The sequence below is a fragment of the Geobacter sp. genome (assembly GCA_009684525.1).
Lineage (GTDB): Bacteria > Desulfobacterota > Desulfuromonadia > Geobacterales > DSM-12255 > Geoanaerobacter.
Genome location: WKKR01000003.1, coordinates 25,037 through 40,178 on the forward strand (window position 1 = coordinate 25,037; position 15,142 = coordinate 40,178).

The window sequence follows — 15,142 nt, forward strand, 5'->3', positions numbered from 1 at the left end:
TGGAGATAGAGACCAATGAACGACCTCTACATGAACAACCCCCTGATTCACCGCGACCGCCGGCTCGGGCAATCTCCCTCCGCGTGGGTGCGCTCCTTTGCCTGCGAAGATCTGAAGCCGCTGATCGTCTGCCGCGGCCCGATCCGCAAAGAGGCCATGGATGTATTCGAAGAGATGGGGATCGGCCATTACGGCATCCTCCTCTCGGAGAAGGACTCCATTGTCTACCCCAATGCCCTTGCCCCGGAACTGCGCCAGCTGACCGATTCCACCCGGGTGCACCGGGTTCCCGACTATACCGGCGCCAGCAAGGAGGAGCGGGTCGAGCGGATCGGCCAGATCATCCAGATTGCCAAGGACAACGGCTATGATTCCATCTTTGCCGGCTACGGGTTCATGGCCGAGGACGAGGAGTTCGTCGCTGCCATCGAGAACGCCGGGCTCAAGTTCATCGGCCCCAATTCCCGTACCCAGGCCGATGCCGGCAAGAAGGACGAAGCCAAGCGGACTGCCCTGCAGGTAGGGGTCAGCGTTACCCCCGGTATCAACAACGTGACCGCCCGGACCCTGGTGAAGAAGCACCCCACCCGCGACAATCTGCTGGCGCTGGTCAAAGCCGAAGGGCTGAAGGTCGATGCCAAGGTCCTGAAGGATACCAAGCTCTCCCTGGAGGACCTGGCCGACGAGATCCTTTACGCTTCGTACGAAAAGGGGATTGACCTCTATTCCATCGAGGAGCTCTGCGTGCAGGTGCAGGCCGAAGTAATCGCTATGTTCAAGGAGTATCCCGGCAGTCGCATTCGCCTCAAGGCTATCGGTGGCGGCGGCGGCAAGGGGCAGCGCATCCTGGGGGCCTCACTGCTCACGGCAAAGAATCCCACCGACAAGCAGATCAAGGAAGCGGCGGCCGAGGCCCCGACCCTGGTGCGTGAGGTTTTGAACGAGGTGAAGGCCAATGGCGTGGGTGACAACAAAAACGTCCTGATCGAGCTCAACATCGAGCAGACCCGCCACAATGAGATCCAGCTTCTGGGGAACGGCGAATGGTGTGTTTCCCTCGGCGGACGCGACTGCTCGCTGCAGATGCACGAACAGAAGCTGCTGGAGATCTCGGTGACCCAGGAAGGGCTGACCCTTGCCATCGAGAAGGCGAAGAAGGCGGGCAGGAAAGCGGAAGTCAAGGCCCTGGAGAGCGATCTCAACGTGCTGAAGCGGATGGAGGATGATGCGGCAAAGTTCGGTCAGGCAGTTGGCCTCGATTCCGCCTCCACCTTCGAGTGCATCGTCGACCGGGACCGCTATTACTTCATGGAAGTGAACACCCGCATCCAGGTGGAGCACCGGGTTTCCGAACTCTGCTACTCCCTCAAGTTCACCAATCCCAAGGACAAAAAGGACTTCTTCATCGTCGAATCCCTGGTTGAAGCAATGGCCCTCTTGACGCGGCACAAAGAGCGTCTTCCCAAGCCTGAGCGCATTACCCGCTTCACTGCAGCCGCCGAGGCCCGCCTCAATGCGACGGATTGCTCCCTTTCGCCCCATGCCGGCGGTATGATCCGCTACTGGTCGACGCCGATCGAGGGTGAGATTCGCGACGACCAGGGGATCTGTCTGGTGAACCCGGATACTGGCATGTTCATGCGTTACAAGGTCGCCGGCGCCTACGATTCCAACATTGCGCTGCTCCTGACCAAAGGGGAAGACCGTCTGGACAGCTACCTGCACCTCTCCCGGGTCCTCGGCAAGACAACCCTTCGCGGATCGGACCTGGCCACCAACCTGGAATTCCACTATGGCTTGGTCAACTGGTTCATCGGCCAGAATGTCATGGCGAAGCCCACAACGAGGTTCGTTGTCCCCTACCTGACCCTGGTGGGGCAGCTCAAGGAAGAGGCGAGCAAGCTCGATACGGTCTATGCTTTCCTGCAGATGAAGAAGGCGTATGCAAAGAAGATGGCCGAGCAGTTCCCGACTGAACCTGCCGTGGCCAAGACCATGTCGCAGATCCTCGACCGCAAGGGGACCCTGGTAACCCGGCCGATGGACAGGCTGCTGGATGACCCGCACCTCTTGTCGGGATGGCTTTCGCTCAACAAGAACAATTTCAAGCTTGAGCAGGGGAAGGTGGTCTGGCTCTACAACCCTCTGGATATCCTGAACGAGACCTACGAATACCTGAACATGTCCTTTGATCCAAAGGCTCCGGCCGCCGAGGTTATCTGGTGGCACGACAATGACCTGCTCCAGAAGGGGCTCCGCTTCTATGCCACCCTGAATGAAAAACTCTCTTTGGGCAAGGAGGATTACTTCAAACTCAATGATGCCTTGCAGAAGGAAAAGCCTCAGGGAGGCTTCTCGGCCGAGGAATGGGACGAAATACGTTCATCCCATATCGGTTTCGAGGCTGGTCTGGAGCTCTTGGGGATGTTGTTCCTGATTGCCGACAACGTCAAGTTCTGGGAATTCCGCGTTGAACAGGACCTGGAGGTGACCATCCCCGCCCATCTGCATGATGTGGATCTGCAGACTCGGCTGAAGAAGGTGCTGGTACCGCCTCCTTCCACCAAGGCCGACGAGATCGTTGCGATGTGCGGCGGGATGTATTATGGACAGGAGGCGCCGGGAATGCCGCCGTTCGTGCATGAAGGGATGCATTTCGAGAAGGGGCAGGCGCTCTACATCATCGAGGTCATGAAGATGTTCAATACCGTGAGGGCCACGTTCTCCGGCACCATCGACAAGATCGTCATCCAGAGCGGGGACGGTTCCATCGTCCAGAAGGGGCAGCCGCTCTTCAAGATCACCCCCGACGAAAAATTTGTGGAGGTGAACCCCGAGGATCTCGAACGCGAGAAACGCGAACGGACCACGACATACTTGAAGTGTGTGCTCTAAACTGATCGTTCGCGGATGAGGGTGACGCACAAAGGGCTCTGCAATCCGTTGCAGAGCCCTTGGGAAGCCGACTGACCCCGCCTGCAAAGACGGGGTTCGTTATTTGCGCAGGTCACTTGCCGTCGAAATTGTAATCGTCCCCCTCAACGCATTCGGACTGCGCCTCCAGGAAGGATTTTTCCTGGGTATCCCGGATGATTTCGATCAGTCCGTGGCTGACCGACCACATGGAGCCGCAGGTACGGCACTTGATGATATCTTCGGTAAATCCTTCCGCGTGGAGATCCGTATCCGTGCAATCATGGTTCTTACATACGGGGCATTTCATGGCATGTCTCCTTTCGTGCCATCATCTACATCTGTTTGCATAGGTTAATTTCTTATCATTATAATATCTGCGCGGTGAAATGCAAGCAGCAAATTATGAAAAGTCATATAAAGAAGCTACTTATCTGATGATCAGTATCTTGTCGTCGTGATGCTACCCCTACTACACAGATTCAGGAGAGTGCTATGAGTATTTCCGATCAGAAGCAGGCATGGGAGTCTGCAATCGTTGCCAGGAATATCGCCAAGGCTCCGGAACGGAAGGCCGCGTTTTGTACTACTTCGAATATTGAGATGGAACGATGTTTCACTCCCGAATTCGAGTACGCAGGATATGAAGAGGATCTCGGTTTCCCCGGGCAATATCCCTTTACCCGTGGTGTGCAACCGACCATGTACCGCGGACGATTCTGGACAATGCGCCAGTATGCCGGTTTCGGTACGGCCAAGGAATCGAATGAACGGTACAAGTATCTTCTCTCTGCCGGACAGACCGGGCTTTCGGTGGCCTTCGACCTGCCGACCCAGATGGGATATGATTCGGATGCAGCCATGGCTGCCGGCGAGGTAGGGAAGGTCGGCGTGGCCATAGATTCGCTGGCAGATATGGAGATCCTCTTTGACGGTATCCCCCTGGACCAGGTTTCTACCTCCATGACCATCAATTCCACAGCTGCCATCCTGCTGGCCATGTATATCGCCGTGGCGGAAAAGCAGGGGGTTTCCGCAGACAAGATTTCGGGTACGATCCAGAACGATATCCTCAAGGAGTACATGGCCCGCGGTACTTACATCTACCCGCCGCGCGAGTCGATGCGGATCATCACCGACATCTTTGCCTATTGCAAGGATCATGTGCCCAAGTGGAACACCATCTCCATCTCCGGCTATCATATCCGCGAGGCCGGTTCAAGTGCAGTGCAGGAGGTGGCGTTTACCCTTGCGGACGGGATCGCCTACGTGGATGCGGCAATAAAGGCTGGCCTGGACGTGGATGAATTTGCCCCGCGTCTGGCGTTCTTCTTCAATGCCCACAACAACCTCCTGGAGGAGGTTGCCAAATTCCGCGCTGCACGCCGCATGTGGGCTAAGATCATGAAGGAGCGCTTCAAGGCAAAAGACCCCCGCTCCATGATGCTCCGTTTTCATACCCAGACGGCAGGCTGTACTCTCACGGCGCAACAGCCGGACAACAATATCATGCGTGTAACCATCCAGGCCCTTGCTGCGGTGCTCGGCGGGACCCAGTCGCTCCATACCAATTCCCGTGACGAGGCTTTAGCACTCCCCACGGAAGATTCGGTTCGCATTGCCCTGCGGACGCAGCAGGTCATTGCCTACGAGTCGGGCGTGGCTGACTCCATCGACCCTCTCGCCGGGAGTTTTCTGGTCGAATCCCTTACCGACCGGATCGAAGAGGCAGCCTTCGATTACATCGACAAGATCGATAAGCTGGGCGGAGCTGTGGAGGCGATTTCACGCGGGTTCCAGCAAAAGGAGATACAGGATTCCGCATATGCGTACCAGAAGGCCATTGAGTCCGGAGACCAGGTAATCGTCGGGGTCAACAAGTTTGCCATCCAGGAACCGCCCCCGACTGATCTCCTGAAAATCAAGGAGGCGGTGGAGATCTCCCAGAAACAGGCCCTGGCCGGCATGAAGGGCAGACGAGACGCAAATGCCGTGCAGGCGCGCTTGCAGGCCCTGGAAACAGCAGCTCGGGGAACGGACAACCTGATGCCGTTCATTGTCGAGGCAGTCAAGTCATACGCAACCCTTGGGGAGATTGCCAATGTCCTGCGCAGTGTCTTCGGCATTCATCGCGAGACAGTGGTGCTTTGATTGTTGCGAACGTGCAGCATCCCTGTAACCGTGTTGCAATAAAACCCTTGTAATATAGGAGCGATGTGATGCTTTCAAAGATCAACCACGTCGGGATCGCGGTCAGATCCCTTGAAGATGCGCTGCCACTGTATCGCGACCAACTCGGCATGGCATGCAAGGGGATCGAAGAGGTTGCCGAGCAGAAGGTGCGCGTCGCAATGCTGCAGATCGGCGAATCAAAGATCGAACTCCTGGAGCCGACGTCCCTGGAGAGCCCGCTGGCAAAGTTCCTGGAGAAAAATGGACCAGGAATACATCATCTTGCCTACGAGGTTGCGGACATCGAGGCTGCCATTGCCAAGCTCGTGGCCGACGGTGTCAAGATGATCGATGTTGTACCGCGCAACGGCGCACATAAAACGCGAATCGCTTTTCTACACCCGAAGAGTACGCATGGTGTCCTGACCGAGCTCTGCGCACCGGGTCATTAATGGGAAAGTGTAACGCTGTTTGAAAATTTCCTTGACTTACGTTCTATAAATTGTATATTGGCTCCATTCTCCTAGAATGCCTAAACAGTTGGGTGAATGGTTCTGGGTGTCTCTGGTAGCCCATGCATGCTGTATCCGGGATTGTGGGGCGGCGAAAAAAGACCTGTGTCGCTTGACAGTCGTTTTTGTGGGGTATAAACTTACGCAAAATTAATGGTCCATGATGATGCTACGTTCAAAACAGACCACATGCCTTGATCCGGAAAGCCGTTTGCAGGAAGATGTCTGCAAATCGGGCTTCCGTAGACGTATTGATGGGAAGACACCCATTTCATACGGGAGCAGCAGTCTCCCGAGTGAGATGGGTTTTTTTGTGGATATACCTGCCCATATGCCACTGCGGTCTCATGTTCATGAATGAAAGGTGGTGATCTCAACAAAAACATTGCCTGTAATGTAACGAACCTGTTGAAACTGTGAGTTTATATCAACCATGAAGGAGGTATGAAATGAAGAAAAAGCTTGTTGTTGCAGCCGCTGCCGGCGCCATGTGCGTCGCCGCGACCACGGCCTTTGCACTGGAGAACGAGTTCCACGGGATGTACAAGGCAATGGGGTATTCCTCCAACTTCTTTAACGGCTACACTTTGGCTCCTGCGCAGACGAGTACGCTCCTGAGGAAGGACGCCGGGGTGAGCAACTTCTTCGAGCAGCGTGCCCGCCTCATGTACATAGCCAAGGCCAACGACAACCTGAAGCTGGTAACACATTTCGAACTCGATTCCCGTTTCGGCGGGGTTGCTGGCGGCTACAAAGGGATTACAACCGGAAACGACAGCGGTAACCTTGATGCTGACCAGTTGACCCTTGAGACCAAGAACGTTTATCTCGACACCAACTGCCCCATTACCGGCGCCAACATCAAGATCGGTATCCAGCCTTGGGCTGACTCCTACCAGAGCCTGTTCCTCCTGGCAGACATGACCGGTCTCTACGTCACCAAGAAGTTCGATCCGCTGACCGCTTCGTTCGGCTGGTTCCGTTATGCCGATCTCGATACCAACACAAACTGGGCTGGTGATGCCAGCAACGACCTCTTCGTCGTCGACGCGAAATATGCCATCAACAAGGACATGACAGTTGGCGCCAGCCTCTATGCCATCGACAACGGAACCAACACACTTCCTTCCAACGTGAAGGACATGTATATGCCGGGCGTGAACGCCAGCCTGACTTTTGGCCCTGCTACGATCAATCCGTTCGTTGCAGTGCAGTTCGGCAGGACCACCGGCAACCAGAACCTGAACGGTTTCCTGGGTGGTGCCACTGCCAAGGTGAAAAATGTTGGTCCGGGTAACATCAATGCCGCTTTCGTGTACATGTCAGGTGATGACCGCGCGACCTCTTCTACCTCTTATGGTAAGGCCTTCAAGCCCGTCTCCGCCAATACCAGCTACTTCAATGCCGCCAATATGTGGCTCCTCGTTCGGAGCGGCCAGGCGGTCAACAGCTCTACTTCTGTGACCGGCAACGACCTTACTGTTGGTGGCCGCGGTCTGGTGGGCATCTTTGCCGGTTATGAAGGGACCAGGGACAAGGCATTCTACAATGCCAACGTTGGCTATGCCATGACTGCAGAGCAGCGTAAGAACGGCACCACCGAGGAGAGCAGCTCCCTCGGCACCGAACTCAATGCAACCGTTGGCTACAAGCTTTACGACAACCTGGCCGTCAGCCTCACCGGCGCCTATGCCATCCTGGGCGATGCTCTCAAGAAGTCGGCAGCTTCCAACGGCAAGGGTATCAGCGGTTTCGCAACTACGGTTGCTGATGCCGACAACCCCTGGTTGGCCAACCTGCAGCTCAGCTACACGTTCTAAGCCGATTGCCTGTATTGCCGCACGGGCTTGAGGCCCGTGCGGTTCTCTTAACACACCGCACACAAGGGAGGAAAACCCATGAAAAAAGCAGCTGTGATGGTACTCGCCGCGTTCATGATGTCCGCAGCGGTTCCGGCGTTTGCCGCCGAAATGACCAAAGAAGAGAAGGACCAGTGCCTGCTTGCTTCCAAGGGATGCAAGGGTGAGGTCGACAGCATCCAGAAGAAGATCAAGAAGCTGCAGACCGAAATCAAAAAAGGGACCAAGGTCTATTCGGCTGATGAGATCAAAAAACTGAAGGACAAGCTGGACGAAGCAGACAAGATGCTTGATACCCTGCTTGAGCCCTAGTCGGTTCATTAGTTGAAGATGATGAAAAGGCGGACCGACAAGGTTCGCCTTTTTTTCTCCAATCCTGATGTGTGAAAAAAGAACACGGGAGAAGTTATGAAACGATTCATTCTGCAACTGGTGACCCTGCTGCTGGTCTTCTGCTCATCCGTTGCAGCTGTTCTGGCGGGCCCTATTAAGGTCCATGTGGCTGAATGTACTGTAACGGGTGCAGCGAACAGGGACGAGCTGAAAAGCGCCTTGCAAGGGCTGCTTGCCTCCAGGATTGCCGGTGACAAGGTTCTGAGTATTGACAGCCCCAATGGTGTCGATGCTCTGATCGCCTGCAGCTATATTTCTCTGGGCAAGGTCTTCAGCATTGATGCCGTGGTGAGCAGTGCCAAAGGGGAGCCCCTTGGGCGGAGCTACGTTCAAGGGGAGGGGCAAGACGATCTGATCCCGGCAATCGGCAAGCTCGCTCAGCAATTGCAGCCGATTCTCCTCAAAGCCGCTTCTGCTGCTGCAAGTGAGCCGGCTGCAAAGGGCGCTGTTCCTCTTGCTGTTCCTTCTGCCTCAGGAAGAGCCGGTGAAGGCGCAGGTACGGCAGCAGTTGTCGCTGGGGCGTCTCAGTCTGTGGCAAAGGGGGTCGTGGTCGCCGCGTCGTCGGATGTTATCCAGTCGCAGGCAGGGGTCATTGTCACGCCGCCGGGCGACATCATCCGTGCTGACCAGGCAACCACGAAACCGCTCATCCCCCAGACGAGGATCGAGGGTGCCATGATCGGCATTGCGCCGGGTCGCGACCTGCCCGGTGGTGAGCGCGAATTCGTTATTGCCGGACAACAGGTTGTCCGGCTCTATCGTCAGGGAAAAGAGTTGAAGAAAACAGCCGATTATTCGATTTCGGGTGATGCGAAAATCCTGGGGATCGACACGGCTGATCTGGATAACGATGGTGTTCTGGAAATTTATGTCACTATCATGGAAGAGGAGACCCTCTCGTCCCGGGTGCTTTCCATAGGAGACAAGGGTTTTACGGTTATTGCGGAACGGCTCCCGTACTATTTCCGCGCCATTGCTTTGGAAGGGAAGACCCGCAAGGTCTACGCCCAGCAAATCGGGAAAGATGATGAGGATTTCTACGGCGACGTGCGGGAGATCGTGAAGAAGGGCAATGCATTCACCATGGGGGCAGTGATCAAGGTGCCGCAATATGCCAACGTATTCACTTTCAATCGTTTTGCCGATGCAGATGGCAAGAAATATCAGGTCATTCTTGATGAGGACGGCTACCTGCGGGTCCTGGACGACTCCGGCGAACTCCTCTGGAAGAGCGGTGATCGGTACGGCGGCAGTGAAGTCTATTTCAAGCGTGACGAGCAGCAGATGCAGCCGATTTCTGTTGATCGCTATCGCTGGCGCTTCCTGGAGCAGCGTGTGGTAGTTACCGATAATGGACTGGTCATCGTGCCGCGTAACAGCGGGTTGTTCGTAGTGGGGAACAACCGTTCCTTTACCAAGAATACCGTCTACGCTTATGCCTGGACCGGGGTCTCCCTGGACGAACGTTGGCGGACCAAGGAAAGCCAGAACTACCTGGCTGACTATTTCTACGATGGTCAACGCAAAGAACTGGTCATGCTTGAAGTGGTGAAAAAAGAGGGGCTCTTTGACAAGGGTGCCAGCACCATCACGGTAAAAAAGGTCGAATGACCTGAAGTCATCCATGAAGGGGCAGGGGGCGGACAAAGGTCCGCCCTTTGTCGTTTCAGTCTGCAGCAGGGATTTAAGGATTGACTTTCACTGGTCATGTTGTTAGGATTTCGAGCGTTTTCGCGCTTAACGCGGTCGCTGATACCGATGCCGGGAGCCTGGTGCTGGTGCTTAACCCTCCACGAATAGATGCCCCCATCCCCAAGGGGGTTGCCGATTTTCTGCCTGATACGGCGGACAAGATCGGGTATATCCAGGAACAGATCCGGCGGGTCTTCGAGTTGTGGGGGTTCAGGCGGATCATCACGCCCTTGCTCGAATTCGAGGATGTTCTGGCTCTTGGGATCGGTGACGAACTACGCAGCAGGACCTTTCGTTTTGACGACCGGCAATCCGGCCGGCTTCTTGCCATTCCCTCCGACATCACTCCGCAGGTGGCGCGTATCGTAGCTACGCGGATGTGCCAGCAGCCTTTTCCCTACAGAATCTGTTATCACGGCAGGGTTCTCCGCCATGCCGAAATTCAGAGCGGCCGGAGCCGCGAGATCTTCCAGGCCGGGGTTGAACTGATCGGGCTCGACTCGCCCGAAGCCGATGCCGAGATGGTGGCGATGGCCGTTGAAGTGCTGCAGGGGCTCGGAATCCGGGATTTCAAGATGGACATCGGACAGGTCGAATTTTTCCGTGGCATCATGGCGGCTGCCGGGCTGGATGGGGCGACAGCCAGGCAGTTGAAGATAGCCATTGGTAAAAAGGACGCCTCTGCCGTTCGAGAGTTGTTGGAAAGCATCCCTGCACCGGATCGGGTCAAGGAGGCGATTGCTTCCCTCCCGCGCCTGTTCGGCGGTCGAAAGGTTCTCGACGAGGCGGCAGGTGTAGCTGTCCATGACCGCTGCAAGCGTGCCCTGGAAAATATCGAGCAGGTGCTGCAGGTGCTCGATGTCTATGGCGTGACAGAATACCTTACCATCGATCTTGGCGAGATCCGTGGCCTCGATTACCACACTGGGCTCACCTTCGAGGGATTTGTCAGTGGACTGGGAGAGCCTGTGTGCAGTGGTGGGCGTTACGATGACCTCACGGCCCGCTATGGTTTTCCGGCGCCGGCCACGGGGTTTGCCTTCAACATACTGGCTTTGCTGGCGGCACTGGAGCGACAGCCGGACGTGGAGGCAAGTACTGCGAGGGACTTTCTTCTGTTTAATGCAGCGGACGACCGTCGAGAGGCCCTTCGGATCGCCAAATGCCTCCGCACCATGGGATATTCGGTTGCACGGGACATCATCCGCCGGGAATACGACGATTCACTCGAATACGCTCGACGGATGAACATCCGCCGTATGTTGATCATAGGTGGCAGTTACTGTACAGATGACGAGGTCTCCATTGTCCGGGTTGCCGATGGATCGACCATGCGACTGAAAAAGAATCTGCTGTTCCAGGTGGGAGGCCGGCTCGATCTGGATGCCCTGTGGGAGCGGCAGGCCGGCTGACCGGGCTGTAAGTAGGAACCACGTTTTCGAAGTATGCAATTGTGCATGAATACGACGTCGTACGAGGAGACAGATCCATGGCGAACGTAGTTGTGGTTGGGGCCCAATGGGGCGATGAAGGAAAAGGCAAGGTCGTCGACATCTATACAGAATTCGCCGACGATGTGGTCCGCTACCAGGGGGGCAACAATGCCGGTCATACGCTGGTGGTCGAAGGCGAAAAGGTGGTTTTGCACCTGATCCCGTCCGGGGTCCTGCATCAGGGGAAGCGGTGCGTCATTGGCAATGGCGTGGTCCTTGATCCCGAGGTGTTCATCCGCGAGGTCAACAACCTGAAGGCAAAAGGGAAGATGCAGGACGACAGCCAGCTTCGGCTCAGCGAGTCGCTGCATATCATCATGCCCTACCATAAGCGGATCGATATTGCCCGCGAAGCCCAAAGCGGTGCCAAGAAGATCGGTACCACCGGCCGTGGCATTGGTCCGGCCTATGAAGACAAGATCGGGCGCCGCGGTATCCGCCTGATGGACCTGCTGAACCGGGACGTCTTCTCCCGCAAACTCAAGGAGAATCTGGCTGAGAAGAACTTTATCCTGGAAAAACAGCTCGGCGAGGAGCCCTTCGATTTCGAGCAGGTCTTTGCCGAGTACTGTGGCTATGCCGACATCCTCCGGAAGTACATGGACGACACGGCGCTGCTTCTCCATCGCGACATCAAGGCAGGCAAGAAGCTCCTGTTTGAAGGTGCCCAGGGAACCTTGCTGGATGTTGATCACGGAACCTACCCCTTTGTCACCTCTTCATCCACTTGTGCGGGAGGCGCATGCACCGGCACCGGCGTCAGTCCACGCGACATCCACCAGATCATCGGTATATCCAAGGCCTATGTCACCAGGGTTGGCGGCGGGCCGTTTCCCACGGAACTGCATGAAGCCGATGGTGAGAGGCTTCGTCAGGTAGGGAGCGAGTTCGGTGCAACTACCGGCCGTCCCCGCCGATGCGGCTGGTTCGATGCCCTTGTGCTCCGCTATGCCGTACGGATGAACGGCCTCACCGGCGTCGCACTCACCAAGCTGGATGTTCTCGACGGTTTTGAGACCATCAAGGTCTGTACCGGCTACGCTTACCAGGGGAAGGTCCTCGACGAGCTGCCGGCAAATCTGGAGACGTTCGCCCAGTGTACGCCGATTTATGAGGAGATCCCGGGGTGGCAGGCAGACATTTCCGCTGCCCGTCGTTTCGAAGATCTGCCAGCTAAGGCCCAGTCCTATGTCAAGCGCCTGGAAGAGCTTATAGGGTGCCCGATTGTCCTGGTTTCAGTTGGGCCGGGGCGCGAAGCAACGATCATGCTGCGCAATCCGTTTGCATGAGCAATGTGCGGAAAAAATAGAAATATGTAAAAAATATATTGACTGACACGTACTCATGAGGTATAAGACTCTCCTTGTCTTAACGAGCCGCTAGCTCAGTCGGTAGAGCACCTGACTTTTAATCAGGTGGTCGTTGGTTCGACCCCAACGCGGCTCACCATGTCCCCTTCGTCTAGCCCGGCCCAGGACACCGCCCTTTCACGGCGGCGACGCCGGTTCAAATCCGGCAGGGGACGCCACATGCAAGAAGGCCCCGGAGAAATCCTCCGGGGCCTTTTTTTGTCTGCTGCCGGGCTGCTAGCGGGTAGCTGCTTTCAGGGATAGACTCTTATCATGAACATGACAGACATCAGATTATTCCTGATCCTCGGGCTGCTCGTCCTCTGCTCCTGCAGCAAGGCGCCACAGTTGGCGGCATTGCCGCCAGACGCGGTGGTGCTGGCATTTGGCGACAGTATCACCTTCGGTAGTGGCGCCGCTCCTGGCGAGAGCTATCCGGCAGTTCTTGAGGGCCTCATCGGCCGGCGCGTGGTGAATGCCGGAGTGCCGGGGGAGACAACTGCACAGGGGAGGGCGAGGCTTGCCGCAGCACTCGACGAGCAGAGACCGGCACTGCTGCTCCTCTGCCTCGGAGGCAACGATTTCCTGCAGCATCAGGACGAGAGCCGGACTGACGACAATCTACGGGCCATGGTGGCACTTGCTCAGGAGCGGGGTGTCGCGGTGGTGCTCATTGCTGTCCCCAGGCTCGGTTTCGGGCTGGAAGTGCCGAAACTGTACGAAAAGATAGCCAAGGATTCTTCCATCCCCCTGGAAAGAAAAGTTTTGAAGAAGATCCTCTCAACCGGCAGTCTCAAATCAGACTTGATACATCCCAATGCCGCAGGGTATCGCATCCTTGCCGAGTCAGTGGCCCGTTTGATTGGTGCTGCCGGAGCTCTGAACGGGTAATTCGGCGAATTTAATCTGAACTCGAGCCGGGTATGTACTACGAGAAAAGGGGCACTCCGAATATATCCGGTGTGCCCCCCTCTGTTTGTCTCTCCACTGTTTTGGTATTGTGTTGATGAGCATCCTCCCCCAAACAGAGTCACCCTGGTGACAGATGCAAAGAAATGGGAGTCTGCGGGAAATTTTACAGCGTATCGTCGCTAGGGGTTATTTGATATCAGGTGCAGGGCCGTTCGGTTGTGCCTTGTCGTCAGAGGTTTTTTCACTTGATCTCAAGGTGTTGCCGATAATGACTACCTTGTCGCCGACCTTGAATTCGGCAGCATTGCTGAACGGGGCGGTAATGGTCCTGTCCTTGTCTCCGACCGCTTGGAGGGTGACATCGTTATGATCTATACGAACAACGATTGCCTCCTCCTGCTTCTGTGCAGCATTCGGAGTTTCGGTTGCCAAACACGTCATGGATAATCCGAGCAATGAGATACAACACAGGACTGTTTGCATTAGAATTCCGAGTTTCATGTGTATTCCTCCCGAGGTTAGATTGAATAGCGTTGATGACCAGATACAAAACAGTTTGCGGAGAGAGATGTTATTGCGCCTTTGTCGAATTGTGGTTTGCCCGGAAATCGGCAACTGTCTGCTGGCGCAACATCTGTCTGATGCTTGGCAGTTGTAGCAGATGACGATCGAAGCAACAATCGGTCAACAAGGCATATTTTCCAGAATTGGATGTACAACCTATGGGTGGCAGTCAAGCAGGGTGGTCGGTGGGTAGGGGGAGGCGGAAAACGGACGAAGCGTCATAACACGTCGATTGCTGGCTGGATTTTGTCGTCATATGGTTGGGACATCGGGCCGAAGCAGAACTAATGGGGTAGTCCGTTTGGTAGTCTGCATGAAAACATGCTGGATCGAAGAGTGAAATAATGTGAGCGGGCGATCAGGAAATGAGATCGCCCCTCAGCTTTATGCCAAGGGGGACCAACTGGGTACGGCGCGTTACGTTCAATTTCTTGAAAATGCTGTTGATGTGCGTCTTGACTGTTTGTTCGCTGATAAAGAGTTGTGACGCGATCTCCTTGTTTGTGAGTCCCTGGGATATGTTTATGACTATTTCCCGCTCCTTGTTGCTCAAGCTCCCTGCAATAACTGAATCCTTCGAGTTGTCCGCAAAGTTGACCAATGCCTTGATTTTGCAGTTATCAATCCACATCTGCCCTTTCTTCATCGCATGAAATGCCTTTAAAAGCAGCTGGATATCGGTATCAGGGGTCATGATCCCGTCGATTTTATTCGTTATGATCAGGCACGCAATACTATCTTCGCTGAGGCCGTAATCAAGAAAGACCATCTTTGCCCCGGAGAGGCAGGCCGGTCTTTTCTGCTTTATGGTATAGACATCGGTGATAAGGAAATCGGGATCGAATGTTTCAGGAGTGCTGGTGGAGTTTAACAGAACAACGTCAGTGACTTCTGGCACTTCCTGCAGTTGATCCTGTAAGGCCTTTTCCAATAGGAAACTTCCCAGGCTGATGACTATTTTCATGAGTACTCCGTTCAGGCTTGACTGGAACAGATTTCCTGTTGATGCTTCTCCATGGCTGTTCGCATGAATTTAAAGTGAATATTAATTCAAAAGATCTAAAAATAGACTGTGCATTATCTAACAGATTTCCTGTCTGAACGCAATACCGGCAACTGTCGCGAGCGTCTGGCCGCCTGGAGCGGTACCGCCAGAATGCTGGGTCGGGTGCTTTTCCGTGTCGACAACAAAGGGAATGTTCTCTTCTGTTTCCGACCTGCAGTATCTCCCGAATTGTGTTATCATCACCTCGCAACGCAATGTTGCCCCCAGCCTGTCCCGA

At 55.3% G+C, this 15,142-nt stretch carries 12 protein-coding genes and 2 tRNA genes; 11 read left to right on the plus strand and 3 right to left on the minus strand.

Annotated elements, in window-relative coordinates:
• The first annotated feature begins 15 nt into the window (after window positions 1-15).
• Entirely contained in the window at window positions 16-2,895 is a 2,880-nt protein-coding gene (locus GJT30_11095) for a biotin carboxylase (protein ID MSM40154.1), read from the plus strand.
• A 112-nt stretch (window positions 2,896-3,007) separates the two neighbouring features.
• Here the strand turns inward: GJT30_11095 and GJT30_11100 are convergent, their stop codons facing one another.
• Complete coding sequence (locus GJT30_11100) at window positions 3,008-3,223, minus strand: hypothetical protein (GenBank protein MSM40155.1); 216 nt, start codon at window positions 3,221-3,223, stop codon at window positions 3,008-3,010.
• Window positions 3,224-3,408: 185 nt separating this feature from the next.
• On the opposite strand from GJT30_11100, the gene GJT30_11105 reads away from it, so the two are divergent.
• From GJT30_11105 to GJT30_11150, 10 genes are all read left to right on the plus strand, one after another.
• Window positions 3,409-5,064, plus strand: coding sequence for a methylmalonyl-CoA mutase (locus GJT30_11105; protein MSM40156.1), 1,656 nt, complete (start codon window positions 3,409-3,411; stop codon window positions 5,062-5,064).
• Between the two features lie 68 nt (window positions 5,065-5,132).
• Window positions 5,133-5,537, plus strand: coding sequence for a methylmalonyl-CoA epimerase (gene mce / locus GJT30_11110; GenBank protein MSM40157.1), 405 nt, complete (start codon window positions 5,133-5,135; stop codon window positions 5,535-5,537).
• A 509-nt stretch (window positions 5,538-6,046) separates the two neighbouring features.
• Entirely contained in the window at window positions 6,047-7,417 is a 1,371-nt protein-coding gene (locus tag GJT30_11115; protein MSM40158.1) for a porin, read from the plus strand.
• 78 nt (window positions 7,418-7,495) lie between these two features.
• Entirely contained in the window at window positions 7,496-7,768 is a 273-nt protein-coding gene (locus GJT30_11120; protein ID MSM40159.1) for a hypothetical protein, read from the plus strand.
• A gap of 96 nt (window positions 7,769-7,864) precedes the next feature.
• Entirely contained in the window at window positions 7,865-9,460 is a 1,596-nt protein-coding gene (locus GJT30_11125) for a VCBS repeat-containing protein (protein ID MSM40160.1), read from the plus strand.
• A gap of 167 nt (window positions 9,461-9,627) precedes the next feature.
• Complete coding sequence (locus GJT30_11130; GenBank protein MSM40161.1) at window positions 9,628-10,953, plus strand: ATP phosphoribosyltransferase regulatory subunit; 1,326 nt, start codon at window positions 9,628-9,630, stop codon at window positions 10,951-10,953.
• Window positions 10,954-11,030: 77 nt separating this feature from the next.
• A complete protein-coding gene (locus GJT30_11135) occupies window positions 11,031-12,323 on the plus strand; it encodes an adenylosuccinate synthase (GenBank protein MSM40162.1) in 1,293 nt (430 codons plus the stop codon).
• Between the two features lie 84 nt (window positions 12,324-12,407).
• Window positions 12,408-12,483 (plus strand) — tRNA-Lys (locus GJT30_11140).
• Window position 12,484: 1 nt separating this feature from the next.
• Window positions 12,485-12,562: transfer RNA gene (locus GJT30_11145), tRNA-Glu, on the plus strand.
• A gap of 94 nt (window positions 12,563-12,656) precedes the next feature.
• Entirely contained in the window at window positions 12,657-13,274 is a 618-nt protein-coding gene (locus GJT30_11150; protein ID MSM40163.1) for an arylesterase, read from the plus strand.
• Window positions 13,275-13,481: 207 nt separating this feature from the next.
• Here the strand turns inward: GJT30_11150 and GJT30_11155 are convergent, their stop codons facing one another.
• Together GJT30_11155 and GJT30_11160 are read right to left on the minus strand one after the other, a co-directional pair.
• Complete coding sequence (locus tag GJT30_11155) at window positions 13,482-13,796, minus strand: hypothetical protein (protein MSM40164.1); 315 nt, start codon at window positions 13,794-13,796, stop codon at window positions 13,482-13,484.
• A 421-nt stretch (window positions 13,797-14,217) separates the two neighbouring features.
• Entirely contained in the window at window positions 14,218-14,823 is a 606-nt protein-coding gene (locus GJT30_11160; GenBank protein MSM40165.1) for a hypothetical protein, read from the minus strand.
• Between the last annotated feature and the right edge of the window lie 319 nt (window positions 14,824-15,142).